31 protein-coding genes and 1 tRNA gene are annotated in these 26,257 nt (G+C 39.7%); 9 read left to right on the top strand and 23 right to left on the bottom strand.

Going from position 1 to position 26,257, the window contains the following annotated elements:
• Positions 1-2 precede the first annotated feature (2 nt).
• A tRNA-Thr gene (locus AC6UDF_RS04600) sits at positions 3-75 on the bottom strand.
• A 70-nt stretch (positions 76-145) separates the two neighbouring features.
• Between AC6UDF_RS04600 and AC6UDF_RS04595 the strand changes: the two genes are divergently transcribed.
• Positions 146-1,039 (top strand): metal ABC transporter solute-binding protein, Zn/Mn family, encoded by an 894-nt coding sequence (locus AC6UDF_RS04595; RefSeq protein WP_500709631.1) that lies wholly within the window; start codon positions 146-148, stop codon positions 1,037-1,039.
• 35 nt (positions 1,040-1,074) lie between these two features.
• On the opposite strand, the gene AC6UDF_RS04590 is transcribed toward AC6UDF_RS04595, so the two are convergent.
• The gene (locus AC6UDF_RS04590; RefSeq protein ID WP_500694012.1) at positions 1,075-1,845 is read right to left on the bottom strand and encodes a DUF4811 domain-containing protein; all 771 of its coding nucleotides are present in this window, start codon (positions 1,843-1,845) and stop codon (positions 1,075-1,077) included.
• The gene (locus tag AC6UDF_RS04585) at positions 1,845-3,326 is read right to left on the bottom strand and encodes an MDR family MFS transporter (protein WP_500694013.1); all 1,482 of its coding nucleotides are present in this window, start codon (positions 3,324-3,326) and stop codon (positions 1,845-1,847) included. Before AC6UDF_RS04585 ends, AC6UDF_RS04590 begins: the two co-directional genes overlap by 1 nt.
• Before the next feature lie 184 nt (positions 3,327-3,510).
• Between AC6UDF_RS04585 and AC6UDF_RS04580 the strand changes: the two genes are divergently transcribed.
• Positions 3,511-3,987 (top strand): MerR family transcriptional regulator, encoded by a 477-nt coding sequence (locus AC6UDF_RS04580; RefSeq protein WP_500694014.1) that lies wholly within the window; start codon positions 3,511-3,513, stop codon positions 3,985-3,987.
• Between the two features lie 29 nt (positions 3,988-4,016).
• Here the strand turns inward: AC6UDF_RS04580 and AC6UDF_RS04575 are convergent, their stop codons facing one another.
• On the bottom strand, positions 4,017-4,715 hold the full coding sequence (locus AC6UDF_RS04575; RefSeq protein ID WP_500694015.1) for a 2,3-diphosphoglycerate-dependent phosphoglycerate mutase: 699 nt from the start codon (positions 4,713-4,715) through the stop codon (positions 4,017-4,019).
• 42 nt (positions 4,716-4,757) lie between these two features.
• Complete coding sequence (locus tag AC6UDF_RS04570; RefSeq protein WP_500706704.1) at positions 4,758-5,849, bottom strand: AI-2E family transporter; 1,092 nt, start codon at positions 5,847-5,849, stop codon at positions 4,758-4,760.
• Between the two features lie 197 nt (positions 5,850-6,046).
• Between AC6UDF_RS04570 and AC6UDF_RS04565 the strand changes: the two genes are divergently transcribed.
• Entirely contained in the window at positions 6,047-7,225 is a 1,179-nt protein-coding gene (locus AC6UDF_RS04565) for a class I SAM-dependent methyltransferase (RefSeq protein ID WP_500694017.1), read from the top strand.
• 71 nt (positions 7,226-7,296) lie between these two features.
• Here AC6UDF_RS04565 and AC6UDF_RS04560 read toward each other — a convergent pair whose 3' ends face one another.
• From AC6UDF_RS04560 to AC6UDF_RS04500, 13 genes are all read right to left on the bottom strand, one after another.
• The gene (locus AC6UDF_RS04560; protein ID WP_500694018.1) at positions 7,297-7,629 is read right to left on the bottom strand and encodes an AzlD domain-containing protein; all 333 of its coding nucleotides are present in this window, start codon (positions 7,627-7,629) and stop codon (positions 7,297-7,299) included.
• A gap of 15 nt (positions 7,630-7,644) precedes the next feature.
• Entirely contained in the window at positions 7,645-8,421 is a 777-nt protein-coding gene (locus AC6UDF_RS04555) for an AzlC family ABC transporter permease (protein ID WP_500694019.1), read from the bottom strand.
• Positions 8,422-8,547: 126 nt separating this feature from the next.
• Positions 8,548-9,837 (bottom strand): D-alanyl-D-alanine carboxypeptidase family protein, encoded by a 1,290-nt coding sequence (locus AC6UDF_RS04550; protein ID WP_500723930.1) that lies wholly within the window; start codon positions 9,835-9,837, stop codon positions 8,548-8,550.
• Complete coding sequence (locus AC6UDF_RS04545) at positions 9,818-11,005, bottom strand: sensor histidine kinase (RefSeq protein ID WP_500723968.1); 1,188 nt, start codon at positions 11,003-11,005, stop codon at positions 9,818-9,820. The genes AC6UDF_RS04550 and AC6UDF_RS04545 overlap by 20 nt, the downstream gene beginning before the upstream one ends.
• A gap of 21 nt (positions 11,006-11,026) precedes the next feature.
• Entirely contained in the window at positions 11,027-11,713 is a 687-nt protein-coding gene (gene croR, locus AC6UDF_RS04540) for a response regulator transcription factor CroR (protein ID WP_500694021.1), read from the bottom strand.
• Positions 11,714-11,851: 138 nt separating this feature from the next.
• Positions 11,852-12,592 carry a DUF1129 family protein gene (locus AC6UDF_RS04535; RefSeq protein WP_500695787.1) on the bottom strand — a complete coding sequence of 247 codons (741 nt, stop codon included), beginning with the start codon at positions 12,590-12,592 and terminating at the stop codon, positions 11,852-11,854.
• Between the two features lie 9 nt (positions 12,593-12,601).
• Entirely contained in the window at positions 12,602-13,699 is a 1,098-nt protein-coding gene (gene ychF, locus AC6UDF_RS04530) for a redox-regulated ATPase YchF (protein ID WP_500695788.1), read from the bottom strand.
• A 14-nt stretch (positions 13,700-13,713) separates the two neighbouring features.
• Positions 13,714-13,905 carry a DUF951 domain-containing protein gene (locus AC6UDF_RS04525; RefSeq protein WP_500694024.1) on the bottom strand — a complete coding sequence of 64 codons (192 nt, stop codon included), beginning with the start codon at positions 13,903-13,905 and terminating at the stop codon, positions 13,714-13,716.
• Positions 13,906-13,918: 13 nt separating this feature from the next.
• Positions 13,919-14,803, bottom strand: coding sequence for a ParB/RepB/Spo0J family partition protein (locus AC6UDF_RS04520; protein ID WP_500699623.1), 885 nt, complete (start codon positions 14,801-14,803; stop codon positions 13,919-13,921).
• Entirely contained in the window at positions 14,787-15,560 is a 774-nt protein-coding gene (locus AC6UDF_RS04515; RefSeq protein WP_500694026.1) for a ParA family protein, read from the bottom strand. Before AC6UDF_RS04515 ends, AC6UDF_RS04520 begins: the two co-directional genes overlap by 17 nt.
• A 15-nt stretch (positions 15,561-15,575) precedes the next feature.
• Positions 15,576-16,298, bottom strand: coding sequence for a 16S rRNA (guanine(527)-N(7))-methyltransferase RsmG (gene rsmG, locus AC6UDF_RS04510; protein WP_500694027.1), 723 nt, complete (start codon positions 16,296-16,298; stop codon positions 15,576-15,578).
• A gap of 176 nt (positions 16,299-16,474) precedes the next feature.
• Complete coding sequence (gene rihC, locus AC6UDF_RS04505) at positions 16,475-17,392, bottom strand: ribonucleoside hydrolase RihC (protein WP_500694028.1); 918 nt, start codon at positions 17,390-17,392, stop codon at positions 16,475-16,477.
• 99 nt (positions 17,393-17,491) lie between these two features.
• Positions 17,492-18,325, bottom strand: coding sequence for an alkaline phosphatase family protein (locus tag AC6UDF_RS04500; RefSeq protein ID WP_500694029.1), 834 nt, complete (start codon positions 18,323-18,325; stop codon positions 17,492-17,494).
• A 124-nt stretch (positions 18,326-18,449) separates the two neighbouring features.
• Between AC6UDF_RS04500 and AC6UDF_RS04495 the strand changes: the two genes are divergently transcribed.
• Complete coding sequence (locus AC6UDF_RS04495; protein ID WP_500694030.1) at positions 18,450-19,073, top strand: SGNH/GDSL hydrolase family protein; 624 nt, start codon at positions 18,450-18,452, stop codon at positions 19,071-19,073.
• A gap of 25 nt (positions 19,074-19,098) precedes the next feature.
• Here the strand turns inward: AC6UDF_RS04495 and AC6UDF_RS04490 are convergent, their stop codons facing one another.
• From AC6UDF_RS04490 to AC6UDF_RS04480, 3 genes are all read right to left on the bottom strand, one after another.
• Positions 19,099-20,298, bottom strand: coding sequence for a zinc ribbon domain-containing protein (locus tag AC6UDF_RS04490; protein ID WP_500723927.1), 1,200 nt, complete (start codon positions 20,296-20,298; stop codon positions 19,099-19,101).
• A gap of 97 nt (positions 20,299-20,395) precedes the next feature.
• Complete coding sequence (locus tag AC6UDF_RS04485; RefSeq protein WP_500723925.1) at positions 20,396-21,835, bottom strand: zinc ribbon domain-containing protein; 1,440 nt, start codon at positions 21,833-21,835, stop codon at positions 20,396-20,398.
• Between the two features lie 11 nt (positions 21,836-21,846).
• Positions 21,847-22,683 carry a DUF6574 domain-containing protein gene (locus tag AC6UDF_RS04480; RefSeq protein WP_500707445.1) on the bottom strand — a complete coding sequence of 279 codons (837 nt, stop codon included), beginning with the start codon at positions 22,681-22,683 and terminating at the stop codon, positions 21,847-21,849.
• Positions 22,684-22,937: 254 nt separating this feature from the next.
• On the opposite strand from AC6UDF_RS04480, the gene AC6UDF_RS04475 reads away from it, so the two are divergent.
• Both AC6UDF_RS04475 and AC6UDF_RS04470 read left to right on the top strand, forming a co-directional pair.
• Positions 22,938-23,195: a hypothetical protein gene (locus AC6UDF_RS04475; RefSeq protein WP_500694034.1), complete on the top strand. Its 258-nt coding sequence runs from the start codon at positions 22,938-22,940 to the stop codon at positions 23,193-23,195.
• 125 nt (positions 23,196-23,320) lie between these two features.
• The gene (locus tag AC6UDF_RS04470; RefSeq protein WP_500701241.1) at positions 23,321-23,548 is read left to right on the top strand and encodes a hypothetical protein; all 228 of its coding nucleotides are present in this window, start codon (positions 23,321-23,323) and stop codon (positions 23,546-23,548) included.
• Between the two features lie 49 nt (positions 23,549-23,597).
• On the opposite strand, the gene AC6UDF_RS04465 is transcribed toward AC6UDF_RS04470, so the two are convergent.
• The gene (locus AC6UDF_RS04465; RefSeq protein WP_500723923.1) at positions 23,598-24,227 is read right to left on the bottom strand and encodes a YdhK family protein; all 630 of its coding nucleotides are present in this window, start codon (positions 24,225-24,227) and stop codon (positions 23,598-23,600) included.
• 204 nt (positions 24,228-24,431) lie between these two features.
• Here AC6UDF_RS04465 and AC6UDF_RS04460 point away from each other — a divergent pair, with 204 nt between their 5' ends.
• Together AC6UDF_RS04460 and AC6UDF_RS04455 are read left to right on the top strand one after the other, a co-directional pair.
• Positions 24,432-24,677: a hypothetical protein gene (locus tag AC6UDF_RS04460; RefSeq protein WP_500694037.1), complete on the top strand. Its 246-nt coding sequence runs from the start codon at positions 24,432-24,434 to the stop codon at positions 24,675-24,677.
• A gap of 68 nt (positions 24,678-24,745) precedes the next feature.
• Positions 24,746-25,411 (top strand): type 1 glutamine amidotransferase, encoded by a 666-nt coding sequence (locus tag AC6UDF_RS04455; protein WP_500707441.1) that lies wholly within the window; start codon positions 24,746-24,748, stop codon positions 25,409-25,411.
• Between the two features lie 34 nt (positions 25,412-25,445).
• Here the strand turns inward: AC6UDF_RS04455 and AC6UDF_RS04450 are convergent, their stop codons facing one another.
• A complete protein-coding gene (locus AC6UDF_RS04450; protein ID WP_500723921.1) occupies positions 25,446-25,985 on the bottom strand; it encodes a GtrA family protein in 540 nt (179 codons plus the stop codon).
• Positions 25,986-26,106: 121 nt separating this feature from the next.
• Here AC6UDF_RS04450 and AC6UDF_RS04445 point away from each other — a divergent pair, with 121 nt between their 5' ends.
• Positions 26,107-26,247 (top strand): hypothetical protein, encoded by a 141-nt coding sequence (locus AC6UDF_RS04445; RefSeq protein WP_500708278.1) that lies wholly within the window; start codon positions 26,107-26,109, stop codon positions 26,245-26,247.
• The last annotated feature ends 10 nt before the right edge of the window (positions 26,248-26,257 follow it).

Genomic DNA, 26,257 nt, shown 5'->3' with positions numbered 1-26,257 from the left:
TAAGCCATTCCCGGGAGTCGAACCCGGCACCTTTTCCTTACCATGGAAATGCTCTACCTACTGAGCTAGAATGGCATTCCTATTTTACCACACCAAAAATGGTACACTAGGATAGAATTCATAAAGATTAGAAAAGGACGATAATATGAAACGACATTTTAAACTTTCCCTCCTAGTCACTTGTCTCGTACTACTGATGATTCCACTCACAGCCTGTCACAAATCGGCAGCCCATGACCCAAAGAAAATTCAGATTGTGAGTTCGGTGAACTTCTATGGTGATGCTGCCCAACAAGTCGTCGGAAAGTATGGTCACAACACGTCCATCATCAATTCAGACGTTGATCCACACGACTTTGAACCAACAACTAACAACGCGAAAGAAGTTGCCAAGGCAAACGTGGTCATCTCAAATGGAATTGGTTATGACGATTGGATGAACGAATTAATTCACAACGCTGGAAACGATCATCAACAAGACGTGAACGTTGGCAAATTGATGCATAAAAAAGATGGCGACAACGAACACATTTGGTATAAACCAACTACCATGGACCATTTGGTTGATCATCTAGTTACCGTCTACAGTAAGATTGATCCAGATCACCATGGATATTTTGAGGAAAATGCGCAAACATACAAAAATGAATGGGGCCAAACGCAACGGTTAATCAAGCAGTTATCAAAGAATTCGCACGGTCAATCAGTTGCTACCAGCGAGCCCGTCTTTGACTACTCACTTTCAGCCCTTGGTTACAAACTTAAGGACTACGGGTTCTCAAATGCGATTGAAAAGGGCGTCGATCCTTCAGTCAGTGACATTTCTAACCTGCAAAGTGACATGCGCAACCATAAGATTGCTTTCTTTGTTAATAACACTCAATCCGATAGCCCGGTGGTAACGCAAATGGTTAAGTACGCTAAAACACATCATGTTCCTATTTTAAACGTCTCAGAGACTGCTCCAAAGGGCCAGAATTACATGCAGTGGATGAACAATCAATACCAAGAACTTGAAAAAATCCAAAAACAGCAATAAAAAATGATGCTCAAAATTTGAGCATCATTTTTTATCTAGTTAACTTTTAAAGCTTGTTCCATTGCCTTTTGTTCCATCTGATTTTTAGCTTTGTTCTGCATTTGCGCCTTAAATTCATTCTCAGCTTGTTTTTGCAGCTTAGCTTGGTCCTTTGGTGACATCTTTGGATTTTCGGCCATAGCTTGTTGTATCTTAGCTGCTACAAACTGTTTCCCAGAAGCAGCCATCTGTTGCTGAGCTTCAGGATTTTGTTGTGGCTGCTTCATTTGAGCAGCCTCTTGTTTCATGGCCTTCCCAAATGCTTTAGCTTGTTCAGGTGTGAATACCATGTAACCTGATTTTACGTGGAAAGTATTCGTACGTTTAATAAAGGCTTCTTTTTGAGCAAACATGAAGAAGACTTTGTAAAATTTATTTTTGTAGACCCAATCTTGTTGCTTTAAAACTAGTTTGTTTGAATCGCCACCTGGTTTGATTTCATTCGTAGTGTCAATCGCAGGTGTTACGGTTGGCTTCTTTTGACTTACATTCTTTTTGTAGATCACAACTTTATCATTAGTCTGACCAATCTTCTTATACAATATCATGTTGGCTTGATTGTTCACTGATGTAAACGAAGTGGTCTTAACCGTGGTCTTCTTTTCCATCCCAAAGTGATTGTGGTAATTGGCAATCATTAGACCAATCGTAATGATAATCAAAGTAGCAAATATAAGGCCTAAAGAGGTTGCCACTTTTTTATTAGCAATCAAATTCCACGTTAAGAAAAAGGCAATTACAAAAATAATTAGTAAGATAAATATCATTATTTTTTACCTCCCTTTTCAAAAACAGGATCTTCAGTAACATGACCCTTTTTCAACGCAAACGTCAAAAGAAAGGCAATTAATGAGATTAAGAATGCGACTCCAAAGGCTGCCATGTATCCTTTCAAATTAGCGTTAATTGCTCCAGCTCGATATGCCAACGGATTAATTTTAAGTAAGTGTTTTGCTGGCATATTATTGGTAGTAACATTGGCTAAAATTGAAATCATAACGGCCGTTGAAATTGATCCACAAACCTGTCTAAAGGTATTGTTAGCAGCAGTTCCATGTCCCATTTCAGAAACTGGAAGAGCATTCATTCCAGATGTCGTTACTGGCATCATGGACATTGCCACCCCAAACATTCTAATCGCATACAAAATAACAACGTAAATGGTTGGAGTATCCTTTGTTAAAAACAAAAATGGAAAAGTCCCAACCGTCAATAAGAACAATCCACCCATTGCTAAACGACGGGCCCCAAACTTATCGAATAGTCTTCCAGTAATTGGGCTCATAAATCCGGTTAAAAGTGCTCCGGGTAATAGAGTCAATCCGGAATGAAAAGCACTCATCCCTCTAACAATTTGTAAGTAAAGAGGTAAGACCATTTCAACTCCGACCATTCCCATGAAGACCACCGCACTGACAATGGTTCCAAGTCGAAATTCACGTGATTTGAAAACATTTAAATTCAAGAACGGGTTCTTCATGACCAGTTGACGCCATCCAAAGAGAATAATAAAAATGATTCCAATAATTAATCCCCAAATGACAGTTGGACTGCCCCAACCGTCATTTCCAACTGACGAGAATCCATAAAGTAAACTACCAAAACCAATGGTAGACAAAACTAATGAGAGATAATCTAGCTTACTTTTCTTAGTTGGAAGAACTGGTTTAACAAAAAACAGTCCTAAAACAATGACTATGGCAACAATGGGAGCAATAATCCCAAACAAATTTCGCCAAGATGAAGTATCAATCACCCATCCAGACAAAGTTGGTCCAATGGCAGGCGCTAAACCAACGACGATTCCGGCCAGTCCCATGGCAGTGCCCCGTTTTTCTGCTGGAAAAATTGATAACATGATGGTCTGAAGTAATGGCATGGCAATACCAACACCAACTCCTTGAATCAAACGGGATCCAAATAAAAACCAGAAGCTTGGAGCTATCCATGACCCCACCGTTCCAATCTCAAAGATGATCATTGCTGATAAGTACAGCCATTTAGTGTTAAAACGTCCACTCAACCAGGCACTAACTGGAATCAAAATTCCGTTAACCATCATAAATCCGGTGGTTAACCACTGAACGGTCGAGGTATTAACATTAAAGGCACGCATTAATGTTGGAAAAGCCGTTGACAAAATGGTTTGGTTTAAAACCGTACAAAAAGTTCCAACCAAAAGAATAATGACAAACATGGTTCGATTATACTTTTTGCCATTCGCATCAACAGCAGGAATATTATGCATTATATATGCCCCTTTCAAAAGCTTAATTAATTAATATTTGCTCAAAATTACAACACCAACTACTATACAACCATCCGATGTTTATGTCAATTTAATTGACACGTGCATTATTTTACATATAATTAGTATTGTATTATTTAATGAATTCATCGAGTTTGATTAAGCATAGAAAGTAGGTAAACCCTTGGAAAATGAGAATGATCAAGAAGTAGCTGACCTCAACGGACGACTCGGAAAAATCATCAAAAAAAATAACATTTCGGTTGGCATTGGTGATATTTCCAAATGCTCCGGTCTTTCCCAAAGTAAGATTCGCTACTGGGAGCAGCGAGGATACATTACTTCTTTACCAGTTCATAAAAATCAAAACAAGCGATATAGCATCTATACTCTAGTAACCGTTTTATTAATTAAATCCTATCTAGAGTCCGGCTTTACTTTAGCCACGGCAGTAGATAAGGCAAAACGTCACGAAGAAATCAGTAAAGTTTTTAAAAAATTAATTCTTGATCGGGTTCAATACGTTAAAACTAAAAATGACGACTACTGCATTAATATGGGACCTCTTTCAGACGACCCCAGTAAATCGGTCATTATCAAAGTAAGCGATCGTGGTAGTAAAATCACACTAATGGATACAAAAAAGACACTTCCTAATTAATTAGGAGGTGTCTTTTGGTTTAGATTAAATTATTTATTTTCGCCTAATTTAACCTTATCTAAAATGTTTAAGTCAGAGTCAATATCATAAACAATTGGTTGACCAGTAGCAATCTCAACGTTCATGATGTCTTCATCAGAGATTCCTTCAATGTACTTAGTTAAAGCACGAAGAGAGTTACCATGGGCAGCAACGATCACATTCTTGTTGTCTAACAATTTAGGAGCAATGTGATCTTGCCAGAATGGAATAACTCGTTCCAAAGTAACCTTTAAGTTCTCACCACCAGGGATCGCCTTTGGATCTAAGTCAGCATAACGACGATCTTTAGCAGCTGAGCCCTCATCATTTGCGTCCAAAAGTGGAGGCAAAACATCGTATGAACGACGCCAGATGTGAACTTGTTCCTTACCGAATTTTTCAGCAGCTTCCGCCTTATTTTGGCCTTGAAGTGCACCATAGTGACGTTCGTTTAAACGCCAAGACTTCAAAACTGGAATCCATAATTGGTCACTTTCATCCAACACATAATTTAAAGTCTTGATAGCACGCTTTAAAACTGAAGTGTAAGCTTGGTCAAATTGAATGCCTGCTTCAGCAATTAATTTACCTGCATTTTTAGCCTGCTTAACTCCTTCTTCACTTAAGTCAACGTCAACCCAACCAGTGAATTGGTTCGATAAGTTCCATTCACTTTGACCGTGTCTAACAAATACTAATTTAGCCATTGTAATTACCCCTCTTTTGTTTTTATACTAACTCATTTTACATCATTTAAAACTTTTTTTCACTAACTTACTGATCTTACTAAACCAACCTGGTTTCCGATTTCTCGCCACTTCATCAACGTTTTGGACTCCCAAGACGTCCAGTAAAAAGGTGAAAACAGGAACCGAAACAATTAATCCCCACGTCCCAAAGATGTGTTCACCAACCAGGAGGACCACGAACGTAAAGAAGATGGGCAGCTCGGTCTTAGCCGACATGAACTTGGGGTTTAACACGTATGCTTCAAGTAGATGAACCAACATAATGATGATGAAGATGTATACCACGTATCTAAATCCGCCTACAGTATAACCAATCAAGGTTAGAGGGATTAACGAAATGATAACCCCAGCCACCGGAATGAGGCTCAAGAAGAAAATCATGACAGCTAAGATCAAAAGCTGTGGAATCTGCATGATCCATAAACAAATCGTGGTAATCGTCGTGTTACAGATTGCGATAAAGAATTGGGCTTCAATCACGACCCCAAAGGTTTTGACGAAAGTCTTCGCGAAAAACAGGATATCCGAGAAGAACCACCCAAAGGTACTGGTTAAAAACTTCTTAGAAAAGCGCTTCACCTGCTTAAGTTCCAAGGTAAAAAAGAAACTCAAAAGTAGTGACAGGACCATAGCAATCCCAGTTGAACCAATGCTTGTAATGTAACTCCAAATCAGGTTCATACTTCCCTTAATCTGGTTTGGTACATTAAAGTTCTTTAGTAACCATAAAACCCACGAACGTAATTCTGGGTTTTTAATCGAATGGGGACTTTCATAAAAGGTAATTAGCGTCTTGGTTATTTCAACTCCCTGCTCAGCAATCTGGGGGAGGTACAGGACACTTACCAGTACGATGGCTCCCACAATTAATAAGTAAATCACAATGACCAAGATTGGAATCGGAATCTTAATCCGGGCCCGAATCCAAAGTACTAGCTTGGTTATTAATAACGTAAAGATAAAAGTCAAAAGAATGGTGGTCATCATTGAGCGACAGAGATACAAAACAACGACGATTAGCAACAAGACCACTGCCCGTCTTAATTTTGTGTTATTTAAAAATTTTTGCCACCAATTGGTTAAATTCTCCATTTTGGTTTTAATCCATCCCCTCTCCATCCATAATTCGTATTTAACACTTTACTCAAATCAATTTTAATAGTAGTACGTAATATTTTTATTATAGCATCTAATGTAATTTGTTAAAATTCATGTCAGTCTATTTTACGAGTTTCACAAAAAAAGGTTATAATGGCCATATAACTATTGAATTAAAGAGAGGTTTTTATATGCTTGAAAAGACGTTTTACAGTGAATTTATCAAACACAGTTTTAATATTCCATTAAAGGTAACATACTGGGATGGTTCTACCAAGACTTATGGTAAGGGTGAGCCTAAAGCTCACATTACCATCCACAAGGCAATTCCAATTAAAGATATTACCAGTAATGCTTCAATCGCTTTAGGTGAAGCATACATGGATGGTGTAATCACTGTTGAAGGGATTTCTTTAGAAGATTTAGTTGCAGCAGCTTACCTGGATAGCAGCAGTTTCTTACACAACAAGAAATTCATTAAGTGGCTACCAAAGTCTTCTCATTCAGAAGCAGCAAGTAAAAAAGATGTGCAAAAGCATTATGACATCGGAAATGAATTCTACAAAATTTGGCTGGATAAGACCATGACCTATTCATGCGGTTACTGGGAAAGTCCAGAAGATAGCCTGTACGATGCTCAGATGAATAAAGTTCATCACATCATCAAGAAACTAAACCCACAGCCTGGTGGTACTCTTTTAGATATCGGTTGTGGTTGGGGTACTTTAATGTTAGTTGCCGCTAAAGAATACGACCTAAAGGTTACTGGTGTGACCCTTAGTCAGGAACAATGCGACTACGTTAACGAACAGATCAAAAAATACGGTCTTGAAGACGTCGCTGAAGTCCGCCTTCAAGATTACCGTGAACTACCAAAGTCAGAAAAGTGGGATTACATCACGTCTGTTGGAATGTTTGAACACGTTGGGAAAGAAAATCTTGATGAATACTTCAAGGTCGTTTCAGACCACTTAGCGAAAAACGGAAACGCCCTCATCCATGGAATTACCAGACAACAGGGTGGTGCGATCAATGGTTGGTTAAATAAGTGGATCTTCCCTGGTGGTTACATTCCCGGTTTGACCGAAAACTTAGACCACATTATTGATAATGGCATGCAAATCTACGATCTTGAATCACTAAGAAGACACTACCAGAAGACTACGGAAACATGGGACAAAAACTTCAATGCGCACCGAAAAGAAATTGAAAATATGTTTGACGAACGTTTCTGTCGCATGTGGGACTTGTACCTTCAAGCCTGTGCCGCTTCATTTAAGGTTGGAAATATCGATGTCATGCAGTACCTCATTTCAAAGGGGCCGGCTGGTGCATCACTTCCAATGACCCGTGACTACATGTACAAATAACTTAATATAATAGATAGTAAAAGACGTAACTTCATCAATTAAAGTTACGTCTTTTTGTTATCAAATATTCATTAAAGGACAAACGTTAACAGAAACACCGCCGCTAGTCCTGCCATCACTGAAACTAGCATAGATCGGGTCCAGTAAGCAATCCCAATTACCAACACAGCAGCGATTAACTCTGGTCCCTGACCACTAATCGAAAAGGCATATGACTGATTAATAAAAATATCCTTTACTACCAGTGAAGTAAACAGACAAATTGGTACAAATTCCATCCATTCGGTAAACCACTTTGGAATTTTGCGCTTTCTAAAAAATGCTAATGGTATAAATCTTGGAGCTAAAGCAACTAAAAAACACAGCAATATTAACAGAAAGTGTTGCATCGCATCCCATTTCATAACAATTCTCCCAACTTATTCCTTCGGTGTCCCCGCAGGGTTTTTAAACGTCTTAAGAAAAATACTTTTCTTGTTGGTCTTCCGTTTTCGACTCCGAAAGTATTTATCAAGCAAAAAACCGACGAACGATGCAACTAACGTCGCCGCAACTAATCCGAGTGTTGATTTAGTTAACACTAAGAAGAAGATCGCAAGGCCAGCAGCAAAAAGTGCAATAAACACTTTTAGCAAATCCTTTAACTGCATCACAATCATATACAAGAAGAGCGCTGTGAGTGCGAAATGCACCACGGTTAGATCAATTGTAAGAGCTGACCCAATTAAACTCCCCACTAAGTTACTAATGGTCCAGAAAAATAACGTAAAATGTTCTACTTGCAACGCATCCTTCGGGGTCCATTTCTTGTCAGTTGAAAACTTTAAATAGTTCACAGCGTAATTTTCGTCATTTAAAGAACAGGCAAAAAAGAACGTAAAGAGCGTGTTCTGCCCGTGAAGATACTTAGAAAGACTCGATCCTAATAATGCGTATCTAAGCTCTAGGAAAAACAGCATCAACACAATCGTTAGAAGTGGTGAATTAATGGTTAACATGGATGCGATCAAAAATTGGGCACCACCGGAAAAAACCAGTAGTGATACCAAAATCGTGTTAAACGTGTTAAATCCCGCGGCGTGTAGCAAAATCCCACACGCCAAACCAATTGGAATGTAACTCAAGTCTAAGGGAAACGAGACCTTGAAATTGGCTTTCCAAGTAGGTTCATTAGGATTCGGTACTAATTTTGTCAATTGAAATCCTCCACTTGATTTCTTGAATAAATAACCTAAAAAAATTAATTAACTTTTTGCGTACATTGTTCATTATAAGAAAAAATGGCAAAATAACAAACCATAATTTTGTTCTAATGGTAATTATCAGAAAAATTCCACAATTTCACGGAACAATCTCGAAAAGAAGCCAACCTTATCAACGCTTTGGCAGGTAACGATTGGTGCTTTTCCACCATCATGATTTAAAAATTCCACCTTCTGATTTTTAAATCCAACCTGATTCGTTCCAACTTCCTGATTTTTAAGCACAGGAGCTGATACCGCGTTATCTTTAGCATGCTTTGAATCAAGTATAATTTGGTCGCTAAATTCATTTGGTTGATAAACCTTGCCCCACAGGGTAACTGGTTTGCTCATCTTGACTTTAACCGTCCGTTTTTTCCCGTTAATCACCCTTAGATGATTCTCGGTAAATTGATCGTTATCATACTCCATGGGGCGATAATTCTTGATTACGTGTTCCATTAAGTTCTTAGTAACGATAAACCGTTGATTAGGCTTAGCACCCATAACTACTGTGATAATGCGGTGACCATGGTGATTATCTAAAGTCCCCGCGAAGTTTTCGCCCGCTTTCTTAGAAGTTCCCGTTTTTAGACCATCAACGTTTAAGGCTGGATCGTAATATCGTTGTCCCTTCAACATTTCGTTAGAGGTCTTGACAACTTCTTGCGGTTTCTTATCAGTATCAACAAAGGTATACTGCGTTTTCTTAGTGGTTTTTAGCACATCAGGATACTGCGAAATGATTTTGGAAGAGATGATTGCCGTGTCCTTTGCTGACATCTCATTTTCAGAATCACCAGTCACCCTTGGCAAATTCATCGGTGCAACCTGTTTGTTAGTCAGACCACAGGCATTATAGAATTTGGCGTCTTTAATTCCCAATTCTTTGGCAGTTATTCGCATGGTTTTGGCAAAATTCTCACTGTTACCAGAGATTTTATCACCAAGCGCCATCGCACTCGCGTTAGCTGAACCAATCAGGGCCGTTGAATAGAGCGCCCTTACCGTGTATTTCTTATGGGCCTCTAATTTAACGTTGGTGAACCCTTTTTTGGTACTTAATTTGGCAACTGCAGGTGAAATATCCACCTTAGTGTCCCATTTCAATTGATGATCATGAACTCGTTTTTGAACTATGTATGCGGTGAGTAACTTACTCATCGAGGCTGCCGGTAGGTTTCTAGCAGCGTTTTTTTGATAAATAATCTGTCCTGATTTAGCGTCCACTGCAATGGCAGCTTTACTATCGATTTCGTTCGAGTTAGCCTTTGCCAAGGTCTCTGGAATCATTAAAACGAGCGCTAACGTCATGATTAAAAATGAAACGAGAAATTGATGACCACTATGATTACTTTTCTTGGTTTGCATTTTTCTCTCCTATCACATGTTTATCTTTCCGTAATGGATGCTTAACATCTAACGGAAGGTAAATCTTAAACGCGGTTAATTTTTTCGTTGAAGAAACGTTAATATAACCTCCCTGATTGGTGACAATCTCACGAACAATGGCAAGTCCTAGGCCAGTTCCGCCAGTTTTGGTATTTCGTGACTCCTCAACCCGGTAAAAACGATCAAAGATGTGATCTAGTGACCCCTTAGGGATCTGTTCGCCATCGTTTGAAACGATAATTTCAACTCCTTCACTACTAAATGGCTTAGCAGAAAGATAGATGTGACGTCCACCTTTTCCATACTTAAAAGCATTCGAGATCAGATTATTAAATACCCGACCTAACGACTCCGCATTGGCTTTGATCGAAATATCGTGCTTGAGTGGCTTCATTTCAATCGTCATCTTGTGCTTAGATGCATCAAGTTTAAATGAGGTCTGAAGCTGCTCTAATAGCGCATTCACATCAATGTTATCAATTTTTTGCGAAGGCTTAGACTTGTCGCCCGCCTTAGCATACTCAAAAAGCCGATCCACTAATTGTTTCATTTGTTGCGCCTTTAAATAAGCAATATGTGAATACTTTAAAATGTCGTCTTCATTTTGATACTGACCGTCTTCAATGAGACCAAGGTATCCCAGAATTGAAGTTAGTGGCGTTCTTAAATCATGACTAACGCTAGTGACCAATTTGTCCTTTGAAGCTTCCACCTCTCGCTCATCATTCATGGATTCAATAACACTATCAACAAGCGCGTTAATACTTTGAATGACCCGCTCGGTATCTCCCTTTAATTCAAAGGGGATTCGATGGTCAAAATGCCCGTTCGCAATGTAATGCAATTCCGAAATAATGTGGCGGAGTTGCATTTGATGATAGCGCCGAATCAACCGCCAGTAAATAATAATGATATCGATTACGCCCATAGCAATGATGAAGAGATTCTCCCAGCTAAGTAGTCGAAAATGCATCGGGCCAAAGGTTACCGATTGCTTAATGATGAAGATTCCGTCCCTTAGACCCGGGTTACTCTCGATTGATTCAGTGATAATCACGGTAATCGCCAAGTTTAAAAGGAGTAATAATATTAAAGTAACTACTCCTTCAACAAATAATTCAGTTTTTTCTTTCGTCGTTAATTTCAAACTCAAGATTCCTCTTATTATTTATGCTTCCACTTTGTAGCCGACGCCCCAAACGGTTTGAATCACTTTTTCACCGCCAGTGGCTTCTTCAATCTTGTCACGTAAATGACTGACGTGAACCATGACGGTTTTAGCTGAAATGATACTTTCTTGTTTCCAAACGCGCTCAAAAATCTCATCAGCTGAAAAGACCCGGTTAGGATGGCTGGCAAGAAGGTACAAAATACCAAACTCCAGAGCGGTTAACTGGATTTCTTTGCCGTCTTCCGTCTTAACTTCGTGTGAATCCTTATTGATAGTCAGTGGACCCACGTTTAAAATGTCAGGCTTGTCCTTAGTGACATCGTTTTGACTTCTTCTAAGCAGGGAACGAACCCGTGCCATGATTTCCAATGGGTTAAATGGCTTGGTGACATAATCATCAGCTCCAGAAACCAATCCCTGAATTTTATCCATATCAGCCGTTTTAGCGGACAACACAATGATCGGAATCTGGGAATCTTTGCGAATCTCTTTAATAACATCAATCCCACTCATTTCCGGCATCATGATGTCTAAAATTACCAAGCCGATGTCGGGTTCAGTACGCAAAAGTGATAATGCATCACTACCGTTATAGGCTGAGATTGGTTCGTATCCTTCATTTTTAATGTAGATTTCTAATAATTGTGCGATTTCTTTATCGTCATCAACAACTAAAATTTTCATTTTAATTACCTCGAATTCACTGTTTTCTTTCAGTTTATCAGATTGAAAACAGAGATTAACCAAAATTGTTTTAATATTATAAACATTTAAACTTTCACATCAAAAAAATCGTAGACCAGTTGATCCACGATTCATTAATTAATTTCGGTTCCCGGTAAATAGTCCATTGGTAATTGGGAAACGATGACGCATGTACAAAATTCCCGCAATTCCAATTACACCAATCACTGCATCAACAATCGGACTGGTAATCGGGTTAATCACTCTCGGAATATACGTTCCACCAAAGAAGACTAGCATCCAAATTGCAAACAATAGAACCATCATCAAAGCTCGAATGATGCCATTATATTTATGTTTTACTCCCGGAGCAAACAAGTTAGTCATAAGTGGCATCCCTGCACCAGCAACAATGGAGGAAACGAAGATTCCAGTAATTCCCATTACACCACCTTTTGATGCTTGCGAAGAATTAATGAAGAACATGGCCGCGTACAAGAAACAGAACAGGACCAAAAACCACAAAAAGTTGTACGTGGCATCAATCACGTAGGTGATGGGCGTCATCTTTTGGGGTTTCTTTGGTGGATGAACCGTGACTTGCACCTTTTGAGCAACCGTTCCATACAGATTCTTTGCGGTCACCCCACTCTTTTGGGCCTTTTTTAGTTCATTTACCATCGTACTGATTTGAGCAGCTTGCTTTTCTGGTTCCAATTTGGTTTCCGAAAGTTCCTGCTTAAATTTATACATGTATTCAGCATTTCTCTTGGTCAAACCAACGTGATCAAATTGTTCTCGTTCAGCAATCTTAGTGTTTGAGTGATGTTGATGCTGTTTTGCTTTAGCATTTCGTTTTCGATTATCTTCCTCGCTCATAATTTCCTCCTAGACGTTGAACCTAAATTCTGCAATGTCTCCATCATGCATGACGTAATCCTTACCTTCAACCCGCAATTTTCCGGCCTCTTTAACGGCATTTTCACTTCCGTATTTATCCAGGTCTTCAAAGGACATAATCTCAGCTCGAATAAAGCCCCGTTCAAAATCAGAATGGATAATTCCAGCGGCTTGAGGTGCCTTAGTACCCTTTTTAAAGGTCCACGCCTTCGTTTCTTTGCCACCTGCAGTAAAGAAGGTTTCGAGCCCAAGTAATTTGTATGAAGCACGAATCAACTTATTTAGACCGGGTTCACTAACCCCCTCAGCCTCAAGAAAGTCAGCTTTATCATCATCACCTAGTTCAGCGATTTCCTGCTCGGTTTCTGCCGCAATTCCAATTGCCTGCGCACCGTGTTTTTGAGCATAGTCTTTAACCATTTTAAAGTACTTGTCACTTTCTGGATCCGCCATCGATTCTTCGCTGATGTTAGCGACATACAAGACGGGTTTAGAAGTCAAAAGAAACAATCCCTTAACGATCTTCTGCTCGTCTTCATCAAAATCAATATCGCGGACAGCTCCGCCATCTTCAAGTACCGGCTTAATCTTGTTTAAAACATCCAGTTCTTCCTTGGCTTCATCTGATCCCTTTGCTGCTCTTTGAACTTTTCCAATTCGTTTATCAACGGCATCTAAATCAGCAATTCCAAGTTCGACGTTGATCGTTTCAATATCGCCAATGGGGTCAACGGTTCCCGTAACTGAGGTGATATTGTCATCATCAAAAGCCCGAACGACGTGGACAATGGCGTCCACTTGACGAATGTTTTCAAGAAACTTGTTTCCAAGCCCTTCACCTTTACTAGCACCCTTTACAATCCCCGCAATATCGGTAAATTCAAAAGTAGTTGGTACCACCTTTTTAGCCGGGATTAACTCCTGAATCCGGTCCAGCCGTTTATCTGGCACTTCTACCATTCCTACGTTTGGATCAATCGTTGCGAAAGGATAGTTAGCCATTTCAGCACCAGCTTTAGTAATGGCATTAAAAAGTGTTGACTTACCAACGTTCGGCAACCCAACGATTCCCGCTGTTAAAGACATCCTGCTTACCTCTTTTAATTAATTTCTTCGTGTTTTTCTAGTATTTTCTTCAAACGTTTCTCAAATTGTCGTCGACTGATCATCACAATGTGACCACATCCCATGCACTGAACCTTAATGTCAGCACCCATTCGAATAATTTCCCATCGATTGGTGCCGCAGGGATGCTGTTTCTTCATTTCAACGATATCATGCATTCCATACATAAAAATATCCTCCCTAGTCGAGATGAATATCCAATAGGTCTAAAATTCGGTTCAAATCTTCATTTGACATATAATCAATCTGGATTTGTCCCTTACCAAGCTTAGAATTGGTCTCATTAATCAAAACTTTAGTTCCAAATTTATCTTGAAGCTGGTCCTCGCTCTCTTTAATGTAGGGAGACTTGGACTTTTTCACTGGTCGTTTACTCTTGGTTGAGTGAGCCTTATTAGCCTTGGCAATTAACTTTTCTAACTGTCTAACCGTGAGGGTTTCATCCTTAGCCTTAGCAGCTAAATTCAAAAGTTGTGATTTTTCTTTGACCGATAAAAGGGCCCGGGCCTGCCCCATTGAAAGTTGCTTTTTTTGCAGCATATCCTTAACGGATTGTGGCAACCCCAGCAAACGAAGATAATTGGCAATGTAAGGGCGGCTCTTGCCTAAGCGTTCTGAAACTTGTGCTTGCGTTAAATTCAGTTTCGTCATTAAAGTATCGTACGCTTGAGCTTCTTCTAGTGGATTAAGGTCCTCACGCTGCAAGTTTTCCATTACAGCGATTTCCATCATTTGCTCTTCGGTAGCATCACGAATGATTGCTGGAATTTTGGCCTTCCCAGCAGCTTTAGATGCCCGAAATCGACGTTCACCAGCAATAATCTGGTAATTATGATTATCAACATCGTGGCGCACAATAATTGGCTGAAAAACTCCTGATTCTTTAATGGACTGGGTTAAATCGTCAAGAGCCTTCTGATCAAATTTCTTTCTTGGTTGATAAGGATTAGGCGAAATTTCGGTTAGGTCAAGATCAACAACTGCTTCGTCATTACTATTAACGTCATTGTCCTTAAACAATGCTTCAATTCCACGTCCTAATCCCTTACTATTTTTGTTGGTCATGGGCAGCTAACACTTCCTTTGTCAATTCCATGTATACTTTGGCACCTTTTGATTTGGCATCATAGTCAATGATCGGCAGTCCATGACTGGGAGCTTCCGATAAACGAACGTTTCTGGGGATGACGGTGGTGTACACCTTATCCTTAAAAAACTTTCTAACCTCACCATTGACTTGTGCTCCAAGATTAGTACGGGAATCAAACATAGTCAATAACACTCCCTCAATCTTGAGGTTGGGATTAAAGTGTTTCTGTACCAAACCAATGGTATTAAGCAATTGGCTCAGTCCCTCTAAGGCGTAATACTCAGACTGAACCGGGATCAAAATCGAATCACTGGCAGTAAAAGCGTTAATCGTGATTAATCCTAAAGAAGGTGGGCAATCAATTAAAATGTAATCGTACTTGTCAGAGACACTCTCAAGTGCCGTTTTCAATCGAGTCTCACGCGCCATCATGGGGGTCAACTCAATCTCTGCTCCAGATAATTGAATGGTAGCAGGAACAATATCTAGATTTTGATGAGCTGAATGTAGAATAACGTCTTCAATCGGCTCTTCATTAACTAAAACATCATAAATATCTTTATTAATTTTTTGCTTACTAAGACCAACGCCACTAGTGGCATTTCCTTGGGCATCGGCATCAACCAGCAGGACTTTCTTGCCCTTTGTGGCTAGGTCAGCCCCCAGATTAACAGCAGTCGTGGTCTTACCAACACCACCCTTTTGATTTGCAAGCGATATAACGGTTCCCATGTTGTTCCCTCCTTCTTACTTGATCGGATCCTTATTTGGAGTTCCAGCTTTTCTTGGATACTTCTTTGGTGTCTTGGTGACTTTATCAATGACAATTATATTTCTTACTTCATCATTTTCCGGTAATTTAAACTCAAAGTCACTTTCGACTTTACCACCTAAAGTTGTAATTGCCTTCTGAGCTCCCTTCAGTTCTTCAGGAGCCCTAGCGGCCTTTAACGCAATTAACTTGCCGCCGATCTTAACCAGTGGGAGGCACAACTCAGACATCACACTCAACCGCGCCAGTGCCCGTGCGGTTGCAAAATCAAATTGTTCGCGATCATTTGACCGCTTTCCACCAAATTCCTCGGCACGAGCATGAACAAGGCGCACGTCAGTCAATCCCAGTTCACTAACTAGTTGTTTCAAAAAAACAATCCGCTTATTAAGTGAGTCCACGATGGTGACCTCTAAATCGGGATTAATAATCTTAAGTGGGATTGACGGAAACCCTGCCCCCGCACCAACGTCTACAATTGACCTTGGCTTTTTAAGCTCTGGTATGTAAAAAACGGGAGTAAGTGAATCGTAAAAGTGCTTTAAATACACGTCGTCACGTTCAACGATGGTCGTCAAATTCACCTTTTGATTATAGGACACTAGAAGTTCGTAGTACTTTTTAAACTGTTCTACTTGAAAGTCCGATAGTGAGACATTGTGTTTTAACAATGCCGCTTTAAATTGTTCTGGATTCATTTACTTCTCCTATGTAAAACAAACAATTGGAAACTAATTAAAGTTAAACTAATTAAAGTTAAACTAATTAAAGTTAAACCAATTTAAATTAGACCCTTTATTCATTATAACGAAAATTTAAAGATTTCGTTACCAAAAAAAGGAAAAAAGTCACCGAGAAATTTACCCCGTTCTGTTTAATCTGGCATCTTTTGAACTTCAGACTTAAACCAGTCATTAAACGCTTGGGCGTCAATGTCAACGGCAACCTTAGCATTGGTTTGACCATGATGATAAGCACCACGAATATCACCAACGGTGGCGCCATTGGCGGGTCCACTAGTTTGAATATCAATCCACATCTCTTCAGTAGTAAGTAATTCTGGGTGTAACAGGTAGAAAATCGTATTAACATCGTGCATGGCCACGCCTGCATCACTTTGATCCCCATCACTAGTGATAATGGCAGAGAGCATCTCTCCCGCTCGATTCATTTTCTTAATTTCAGCTAAAGTTTCGTTAGTAAGGAGAGCTTTTTTGGTCACATCAAGTCCAATCATCACGATTTTAACACCACTTTGATACATTATTTTGGCCGCATCTGGGTCAGTAAAGACGTTAAATTCAGCGGCACTGGTCATGTTACCACGTCCAAGTGCTCCGCCCATGGCAACGATCCGTTCTAACTTGGCTTTTACTTCTGGATATTCAGACAGTAGGATGGCAACGTTAGTATAAGATCCCGTTGCGACCAACGTGACTGGTTCTTCACTGTCCATAATGTGGTCATGAAGGGCTTTCACCGCGGTCATTTTCAATGGCTCTGGCAGTTCACCCGTAAAATCATAACCACGCATCCCAGACTCACCGTGAATCCGAGCTGCATCTTCAAACGGCTTTATTAAGGGATTTGCGGCCCCACTAGCGACTTTGATCCGCTCACCATCATGAAAAAAATTAATAATTTTAAGGGCATTAGTCGTCGTTTTATCAACCGTTACGTTTCCAGCGACGGTGGTCACCAAGTCCACATCCAGTTTTGGCTCATTGAGTGCCACTGACAAAGCTGCTGCATCATCAATTCCTGGGTCCATGTCCATAATAATTTTTTGCATAATATCCCTCCGTTTTAAATCCGTCGTTATTAGTCAAGTTTACCACACGCATAATTGAATTAGCTGCTTCAGCTTAAAAGCAATCAAAAAAGAGACGGCCTAAGCTGTCTCTTTTTTTAAGTATGGAAGTAAACTTATTGATGGTCGTTTTACTCGATCAAGGATTCCTAATCCATCTAGAACCGTTCCGCCAATCACACTTACTTTATTAACATCTTCAATGTGGCGATCAGTTGATTGGTTATCATACAACATTACTGGTAAAATCTTGTAAGTCGATAATCCATCCTGAGTTTGTGAATCACCAACTCGACTTGAGGTAACAATCAACAAGTCATCATCCTCTAAAGAATCCATCAGCTCTGATAACATGACATCAACTTTCTTCAGTTCCGATGAGAATTGATCCAAGTCACCCTCCATAGCGGAGGTCTGAAGATCTGGAACTTGAACGTAAATAAAACCGCTCCGTACCTTTTCCAGCTGATGATTTAATTCAACAAAAGCAGAGGTATTATCGGGAACCTGAATCCGTCTGGAAAAGTCTTGAACCTGAAGATATTCCACAAATCTGGAAATGATCACGGAACTCTTTTCCGCTTTATAAACCTCTTCAAAGACGCTTGACACACGTGAATTAACGGCACAATCAAACATTTCTCGCAATCCAGAAGCGGGCCGGTTAACCACGGAATTAGTTCGAACTAATCCGTAAGCGCCCTCGGGATTGACTTCATCTGATGAAGAACGCTCCCCATCAAAAAAGATGTTAAAAAGGCCCAACCGCCGAAGCGATGGTAAATCTGACTTTGAGGATTGATTCAAAACGTGTGAAAGGATGTTATCGCTTGAAGCGTTAAGTTGTTCTGCTTCATTGTCCGAGCGTAATCCGAGTGATGCTAAATCCACAACAATTACCCTTTTATAACTCACGTTTTCATCTCCCATGCGACTTAATAAAATTTAATTATATTCTATAATGCAATAATAAAATGCCCATGTCAATTGACTTAGCAGTAAAATGATAGTATCACAATTCACAACCGAGGTTTAAAAAATGAAATCAATTAATGAAGACAACATCATATTATTAGGTGACTCGTTAACTCGTGGTTTTGACGGAGAAAAAGATTTAGTGCACAATTGGCCCTATTATTTAGGTCAAATTTTACCATTTAACTTCATCAAAAACGCGGGTCAGAACGCTGGGACCATTACCGGCAATTGTGAGCTGGACTTAACCTATCAGGTTAACCACAACAATTTTGGTGACTACGACATCGCCACGATCTTTTATGGTACCAACGATTTTGCCCACCGCTACGATACTTTAGAAGTCGTTAAAAGGATGTTAAATGAAAACATCCAGCAAATCAAGATCGAAAATCCGTCCATTCAAATTCTGGGAATCCTTCCATTTAACCGCTTCGATGGTGGCACCGATAACTACAACATTGAGGGACTTGCCCACTACACGTTTGGGCAGCTCCTTTGCGGCTTAACCACCGTCTACCGCCAAAATAACATTCCATACCTAAACTGGCGTAAGGTGGCACCGACCATTGTCGACGACGATAATTATAGAACAAGACTGCATGACCATCGTCTTCACCCTAATTCGACTACTTACAAAATGATGGCCGAAATCATTGCCAAATTTATTAAAGCAAACGTCAACTAAAAGGAGCCATAATTGGTTTCCTTTTTTATTTAACCTCATCCAGACCCTTAAGTTTGAGCTGATTATTAACATCTTGTTTAACATCAGCCCGATAGTTAGTCGTTTTTGACGCTTTTTGGCCCTGATCGTTAGTTGAATCAGTTTGAACCGCAAAGTCAACGGCGGCTTTCCCCTCACCAGTACTTGTAACCTTTTTAACGTTTACCTTAATTTGAAGATTTTTAACATCTGGTTCATGATCCTTTTTCGCAATCGTAATCATCTGATTATAGGCTGGGTTACTTTTTCCTCCAACAAAGTTTTGGTCGTACTGAACTTGATCAGCTGACTTTTCGTCAAAAACGTCATGGTTCAGTGGCTCCCACACGGCTTTAAGCAGACCAGTTGCTGCCTTTTTATCAACGAGCTTTTTAAACGGGAGTTTGATCTCAGAGTGATTATTCTTCATCCCGAGGTACTGAACATCACTTTTCATTGGTTTGCCGTCAGCACTCAGAGTGGCCCAGATTGATGAATCATCACCAATGGGTAAATTATTGACCTTCGCCTTGCCGTTTTCACCAATTTGAGCAACCGGATGATTGTCAACGTAGACGATAGCGTTTGGGACACTTTCAAGCCCAAACGAAACCACGTTAAACGTCAGGTGCGCCGTATCAGATGACTTCATCAGACTAAACTGACCGGAAGTCTTAAGCTGTTTACCACCAGCCGTGGCAGTCGCCTCAATCTGATGAACTCCCGGGATGAGTGATTTCACGTTCAGCTCCCCATTACCATCCGTTTTACCTGCCTTGTTTCCATCAATTGTCACGTTGGCTTCTGAAAGATTGGTCTTAATTTTAGGATCAATTGGTTTAACTACCAGTTGATAACGTGGAAATACCAGGAAATTCTTCCCCGTTTGTTTATAAACCAAGTTGTTTTCAGCCACTTTCTCACCGTTAATCTGCATCTTGAGCCGATTAACTGCTTCGGAATTTTGATCGAAATCGTTAACAAGGGGTTGAAGGGCCTCTTCACTTGGAGTACCCGTTTGCCCGTCAATTTTGATTCCAGCAATCACCTGCTTTTGTTCGTGATTACGCAGGGCATTCACCAAGCGGTCACCACTAGCTTTTTTTGAATAATACTTTGTCCCGGAAACTCCGACCACAATCACGATGATAATTTCCAACACGAGTAAAAAGGCCAAGAATTTATGTGATTTACGTTTTTCTGCCAAACTAATTTCCATCCTTTTATAATATTGAGGAAATCATAACATACACCAAACAAAAAGAAACGTAGCACAGAATGCTCGTTTCTTTTCTAAATTACTATTAATCGTTATCGGTACTATCCGATACTTTCTTAACTGACTGGTTACTCTTGATGATAAACGGAAGATCATCAGAATCATCACTGCCAGGATTTTTGACCAAGATGGCATTGTATTCAAACGTCTGATGACGAACCGAACTATTGTCATCGTCGTCATTGTTATCGAAAGTATAATCAACCTGATAAGTGACTTGCGTCTCCCCACTATCATAAGGTGCTACCGATTCGGTCCTTTCACTAGTTTCAAATGACTCAATTTTATCGTTGTCATTATAACTTTTGACCATTTTAAGCATATCCTGACAAGCGGGACTACCATTTCCACCGTCAAAGAAATGGGAAATATCAACGTCGTTACCGGCACCACTCACCTGAGTCCAGAGCGGATTCAAGACCTGATCAGCCTGGTCTTTCGTGGCAATCCCATCAAACTTCGGTTCAATCGTGTTGTTATTATCACTGTCTTTTAAATTATAGGGTTTACTCTGAATTAATTTACCGGACTTGCCCTTCATCTGAACTTGAACGTTCATGTTCGTACTAAATGGGTAGTCAGAAAGCTTAAAGCTCCCATTGTCACCAATCGTTCCAACCTTCTTGTTTTGAATCAACACGTCTGATCCTGGTTGCCCCTTCACTGTAAAGGTGATAATTCGAAGTGGTAAGGACGCTGAACTGGCACCATCAATCCAGTCGAATTGACCATTATTGTGCAATTCACGGCCATTGACTTTTCCGGCAGTGGTGATGTTATAAAGACCCGGTGCAAGTGGCCCAATCTTCTTAGCCTTTTGACTGCCCATGTTGCTGGTAATTTGCTTGCCGTTCACACTCAACGAGACGCCATTCAGGTTAGTGGAAATACTAGAATAAACGGGTTTGACCATCAGTTTATACTTAGGGAAAACTAACCAGGTGTTACCCTCCTGCTTAAATTGCAGGTTGTCGGTCACCGGATTATCGTTATCGCGCATGAACTGACTCCTAAGCTTTGATAACTGGTCCTTATTACTAGCATAATAATTAATGGTTGGCTTCATCGCTTTCCCACTAATCTTAAAGTTCGGGTCGTTTGTTTCCGACACATTGGCTAAATTCTTTTCCTGATCATTCTTAATTGCTGAGATGACTCGGTCGACTTGATTAGCTTTTGAATAGTAATTCTTTCCAAAGAAGTAACCACCGATAAGTACCACTACCAAGACCACCACAATTACCCAAATCACTTTAGTAAGTGGTTTCATCTTCTTTTGCTTTCGCGGACGATTAACGTTACTTGTCTGACGCAGGGGTCGACTCCCTGATGTCTTGCGACTTGGTCCTGCTTGACCTTTTGGTGATCCATTAGGAGTTAGTTTATACCCACAATTGGGGCAGAACTCATCATTTGCATTAATTCGGTGTCCACAATTGGGACAAAAAGACGCTTCTTCACTCATTTTGACTCCTCCTAGTATCCCTGCCCAAAGTTAGCAGCAAAGTTGTTAATGATCTCTTGAGTCAGCGTTTGAAGTTGAGAGCCCAGGCTATTACCCAAAATAGCTACTAGGACAGCGGAAATGATTGCCACGATAACCGTTACAATCAATAAAACATAGAAACTATCAATCGACCCAAAATTCTTAGAAAAGAGCATTTCATAAATTAACGCCCAACCCGAAATGGTGATGGCCAAGTCGACCACGTAGAGACCAATTAAAAATAAAATCCCAGCGGGCATCACTGCGGATAGGAGCAGGCCCACTAACAGTAAAATAATTCCAACGTTTAAAAATTTACCGTACTCATTCGTATAATCACTGAGGCTCATATTGTTGTTCATGACGAAGTGAACACCGACATAGCCTAAAATCCAAGCTAACAGACCGATTACGGCAATAATCAGTCCTAGTCCCATAACGCTCGTGTTAATGACGCCATCCATCTTATGAATAAGTGAGTATGGAACTGATTCAGAGGCCAGTCCGCTCTTCATTCTCATTGCTAAAATAAACGAAACTAACCAGGTCAAAACGGCGAAGATTCCAAGTGAGATATATCCCAGATACTTCTCACTAGCAGCCTCATATTTGACTGGATGTTTAATCGATTCAATGAAATAATTAAACACGCTGGTTAACCCGTTAGAAACGTCAGCCTGTGAATTACGGGGCTGTTGCTGCTTTTTTGTTTCATTATGTACCTTATTACTGCTTGTTTGACTGTTGCCAGTCAACTTAGTTCCACACTTGACACAAAACTTTGCGCCTGGCTTGTTATTAAAATGACAATTAGGACATTCATTCATATTAGTTCCTCCAATTAAATAAATATTAAGATTTTCTTACGTTTACATTATCACATACTGATTAGCTCAATCAAAGGGCTAAGGCACATAAATAAAAAAATCAATTAATTAAGGCATCGGATATTGGTCATTCAGGCATTCTCGTTTATCAAGTTCCCTCAGTGTTTGTGAATCTTGATAAACTACAATCCCACCATTTGATTATTTAACTTATTTAATTATAATTATTATAAGATAATAAAGGAGGCGTGCTTATGATTCATTGTACTGGAAACGATGTTTTTATAAATGATCAAAAACTATACAATACCGTGCAAATGGAGATGCAGGATTCTCATAACTTTTACGAATTTGCTGTCCACATTGCTTATGCCCTAGAGGGTAAAATGGCTGTTAATGACATTGCCAAAATCGTGGAGGCCGCTAGTAACAACCACTTAAAGGTCACCGAAACCATTAACGTTTGTCCTAAAGCTCTTCAAGAAGCACTCAAAAAATCACAGTACCTATAAGAAATTCCTTAGCTTGGATGGGCTAAGGAATTTTTTTGGTTTCAGGTGATGTTATCTAAAACTCATTTGAAGTAATATGATTAGTATCACTGATTAAACTTCAAACTACTATTAATGGAGAAAAAATGAAAAACAAACGCAACGTTCTACGAAACATTAACGATCTCATCTGTGGCATTGCCCTGGTATTTGCCATCATGTTCGCCCACTTCAATATTTTACTAATCACGGTCTTAATCGTTTTTATTGATGAACTCTTATGGGGCATGTTCGGCAAAAACAAGAAGACTACGTGGTATTTAATTGCCGCGATTATTGGTTTAATTGGTGCCATCGGTTACAACTTCATCTAAAATAAAAAAATACTAGGACAATGTCCTAGTATTTTTGAACTAATTTAAATTAGCATTTTTTCATTTCAGTTTGGCTGACCCACTGATGGTTAACGTATTCTTTGCCACCATTAGTTGGTTTGAAGGTTACAGCATAGGCAGGACCGTCACAAACTTTAACAATCTTCCCCTTAGCACCTTTCATGCCGGGCATGTGGTCAGCTTCAACGGTGACTTTTTCGCCCTTTTTCAAGGTAGCACCCTGTTTATCAGCCTTAAGTTGGTCTTTTGTAACGAACTCATGATTTTTAACTTCAGCCTTACCATCGGTTGGCTTGTAATCGATGACATAAAGTGGTGAATCATATGCTCCGGTAACTTTAGCCTTAGCACCTTTCATCCCTTTCATGTGGTTAGCTGATAGTTTAACTTCAGAACCAACCTTAAACTTAGGATTTTTAGCGGCAGCTAAGTCAGTGGGAAGATTCATCTTATGCTTCATTGGCATATTCATGTCCATTGACTTATCGCCCTTGGTTTCCTTCATGTCTTTTTTACTCATTGTTTTTTCGCTACTGCTACTCGACATATTTGATGACGAACTGGACTTAGAACTACTCTTGCTTTCTCCACAACCAGTAAGTACCAATCCCACACTAGCTACGGCAGCTAACGTAAATAATGTTTTCTTCATTTTCATCTTTGAAGAGCTCCCTTGATATTTTTATGATGTTTCAACTGCTAAGATAGCACCGTCGACACCAAAAAGTTACTAAAATGACTTACCGTAAGCATATTTTAAGATTCTTATAGATTCCTTCAAAATTAAGTAATATGTTTGCACATTTAGCCCTAAAAGTTCATGCTAAATGTATATAATCTTATGTTTGTGAGGTGAAAATTAATGGGTACAGAAAGTTTAATCATTTCAATTGTTGCATTAGTTGTGATTTTGATCATTCTAATCGCTCTAGCATGGTTGTTCTACAAGTTCCTCGGTGGTAGAGATAAGGCAGCCTGGAAATCATCAATGCAAATGGCATTCACAATTGCCTTTGGAATCATCGTTGCATTCATCGTAATGGGATTGTTCAAGATGATCGTCGCAGCCATTGCAGCCATGATCGGTATGCAAGGCGGAATGATGTAATTTACTAAAATAATGCCACTTGGCATTATTTTTTTATTATCACGGTCAATTCAAGAGGAACAACAATAATGAGAGTAAGTATTTTGCAACACACTTCTGATGAGGGACCTGGAGCAATCTCCGACTGGATTCATCACAACCATTACCAGATGTTCGTTTATCATCCTTCCCAGTTTAAGGTGCTACCAGACGCTGCTACAACCGACATGTTAGTAATCTTAGGCGGCCCAATGAGCGTCAACGACGACACAAACTGGATCAAATCCGAACGAGAACTAATCAAACGGGTGATTAGCCAAAGAAAACCAGTCTTTGGCGCCTGCTTTGGTGCCCAACAAATGGCCAAAGTTCTAGGAGCTTCCGTCTTTGACTCGCACACTAAGGAAGTTGGGTTTGCTCCCGTCTACTTAAAAACAAAACTCATCTCCGGATTATCCAACCAACTAGAAGTGCTCCACTGGCATGAGGAAACGTTTCAGATTCCAGATGGTGCCTCGTTATTGTACTCAAGTGATCAACTCGTTAATCAGGGATTTGTAAAGGATAACCTCGTTGGCCTCCAGTTTCACCTTGAACCCAACCACGACAACGTCACCGAAATGGCAATTAACGACTACCCTTACCTTACTGGGTCCGTTTTAAGTCAGTCTAAAAACACCATCATTAACCACCCAATTTCAAAACAGAACCATCGCGATTTATTCAAGATTTTGGATTACATCGCAAACAAATAGCACCCACCTAGAAAAAGTGGATGCTTTTTTGATTTTATTTAAAAGCAAAGTACTTAGAAACAAAGTAATTAATCACAATGGCCATGATTTGTGTTCCAACCACACAGATAAAACTGTTAAACAACGTGGGACTCCCAATCAACCCGTGAACAACGGGAAGTTGGAACAACCAAGCCGAATAGTTTAAGTGATCTAAAAATAAAATCTTAATGAAAAATTGCGGAAACTTATCGATCATTACGTAAGTCATCAAAAAGTCAAGGACTAAAACAAACAATCGTCCCGAAACAAAGTTAACGATCTGAACCTGAAGTGTCTTGGACTGCGTTCCACTGTTAAAAACAAAGTATTTGTTCACCACAAAAGCAAACGCAATCGACAGAACTTGGGCAATTAAGACCGGGGTAAAATCACTGGTAAAAATCTTCATCGAAACGAATCGACTGACAAAGTAAACCAGGGTGGTCATGGCTCCCCAAAACAAGTATTCAATTTTTTCATCAAAAACTAATCTTTTTACGATATCTAAGTAGTTAGTAGTATTAGCGTCGTTTGTATCATTCATGATATGCATCAAACCCCTTCTTAGTCATTTTATCACAATCAATTAAGTTATAAATTTGTGATTTCCTTAAAACTTAATCTTTTCGGTCGTGTTAAAATAAAACCAATCATTAACGAAGGGAATGGACGTCATGGATTTAAGCACGTTTATCTGGCTCGTCATAATGATGGTGGTCGTTTTCGTAGTGGTAACCATCATTACCATCTTAGTGAGTCTTCATCGCGCAAAAAAACGACAGGAAAAAGAGAACCGACATTCTGATTCCAAGTAGCTTAGTTACG

Source organism: Fructilactobacillus sp. X2R6C1 (assembly GCF_059901295.1).
The sequence above is the reverse complement of the archived record's forward strand: the minus strand, read 5'-3'. Positions and strand labels throughout refer to the sequence as shown.

Coding starts and splice junctions, on each gene's coding strand:
- AC6UDF_RS04595 (WP_500709631.1), top strand. CDS start 146: ATGAAACGACATTTTAAACTTTCCCTCCTAGTCACTTGTCTCGTACTA.
- AC6UDF_RS04460 (WP_500694037.1), top strand. CDS start 24,432: ATGGGTACAGAAAGTTTAATCATTTCAATTGTTGCATTAGTTGTGATT.
- AC6UDF_RS04565 (WP_500694017.1), top strand. CDS start 6,047: ATGCTTGAAAAGACGTTTTACAGTGAATTTATCAAACACAGTTTTAAT.
- AC6UDF_RS04535 (WP_500695787.1), bottom strand. CDS start 12,592: ATGAGCGAGGAAGATAATCGAAAACGAAATGCTAAAGCAAAACAGCAT.
- AC6UDF_RS04575 (WP_500694015.1), bottom strand. CDS start 4,715: ATGGCTAAATTAGTATTTGTTAGACACGGTCAAAGTGAATGGAACTTA.
- AC6UDF_RS04450 (WP_500723921.1), bottom strand. CDS start 25,985: ATGCATATCATGAATGATACAAACGACGCTAATACTACTAACTACTTA.
- AC6UDF_RS04525 (WP_500694024.1), bottom strand. CDS start 13,905: ATGTATGGAATGCATGATATCGTTGAAATGAAGAAACAGCATCCCTGC.
- AC6UDF_RS04475 (WP_500694034.1), top strand. CDS start 22,938: ATGATTCATTGTACTGGAAACGATGTTTTTATAAATGATCAAAAACTA.
- ychF (WP_500695788.1), bottom strand. CDS start 13,699: ATGTCTTTAACAGCGGGAATCGTTGGGTTGCCGAACGTTGGTAAGTCA.
- AC6UDF_RS04485 (WP_500723925.1), bottom strand. CDS start 21,835: ATGAGTGAAGAAGCGTCTTTTTGTCCCAATTGTGGACACCGAATTAAT.
- AC6UDF_RS04520 (WP_500699623.1), bottom strand. CDS start 14,803: ATGACCAACAAAAATAGTAAGGGATTAGGACGTGGAATTGAAGCATTG.
- rihC (WP_500694028.1), bottom strand. CDS start 17,392: ATGCAAAAAATTATTATGGACATGGACCCAGGAATTGATGATGCAGCA.
- AC6UDF_RS04560 (WP_500694018.1), bottom strand. CDS start 7,629: ATGAAATGGGATGCGATGCAACACTTTCTGTTAATATTGCTGTGTTTT.
- AC6UDF_RS04480 (WP_500707445.1), bottom strand. CDS start 22,683: ATGAATGAATGTCCTAATTGTCATTTTAATAACAAGCCAGGCGCAAAG.
- AC6UDF_RS04515 (WP_500694026.1), bottom strand. CDS start 15,560: ATGGGAACCGTTATATCGCTTGCAAATCAAAAGGGTGGTGTTGGTAAG.
- AC6UDF_RS04470 (WP_500701241.1), top strand. CDS start 23,321: ATGAAAAACAAACGCAACGTTCTACGAAACATTAACGATCTCATCTGT.
- AC6UDF_RS04550 (WP_500723930.1), bottom strand. CDS start 9,837: ATGCAAACCAAGAAAAGTAATCATAGTGGTCATCAATTTCTCGTTTCA.
- AC6UDF_RS04495 (WP_500694030.1), top strand. CDS start 18,450: ATGAAATCAATTAATGAAGACAACATCATATTATTAGGTGACTCGTTA.
- rsmG (WP_500694027.1), bottom strand. CDS start 16,298: ATGAATCCAGAACAATTTAAAGCGGCATTGTTAAAACACAATGTCTCA.
- AC6UDF_RS04570 (WP_500706704.1), bottom strand. CDS start 5,849: ATGGAGAATTTAACCAATTGGTGGCAAAAATTTTTAAATAACACAAAA.
- AC6UDF_RS04465 (WP_500723923.1), bottom strand. CDS start 24,227: ATGAAAATGAAGAAAACATTATTTACGTTAGCTGCCGTAGCTAGTGTG.
- AC6UDF_RS04590 (WP_500694012.1), bottom strand. CDS start 1,845: ATGATATTTATCTTACTAATTATTTTTGTAATTGCCTTTTTCTTAACG.
- AC6UDF_RS04445 (WP_500708278.1), top strand. CDS start 26,107: ATGGATTTAAGCACGTTTATCTGGCTCGTCATAATGATGGTGGTCGTT.
- AC6UDF_RS04585 (WP_500694013.1), bottom strand. CDS start 3,326: ATGCATAATATTCCTGCTGTTGATGCGAATGGCAAAAAGTATAATCGA.
- croR (WP_500694021.1), bottom strand. CDS start 11,713: ATGAAAATTTTAGTTGTTGATGACGATAAAGAAATCGCACAATTATTA.
- AC6UDF_RS04455 (WP_500707441.1), top strand. CDS start 24,746: ATGAGAGTAAGTATTTTGCAACACACTTCTGATGAGGGACCTGGAGCA.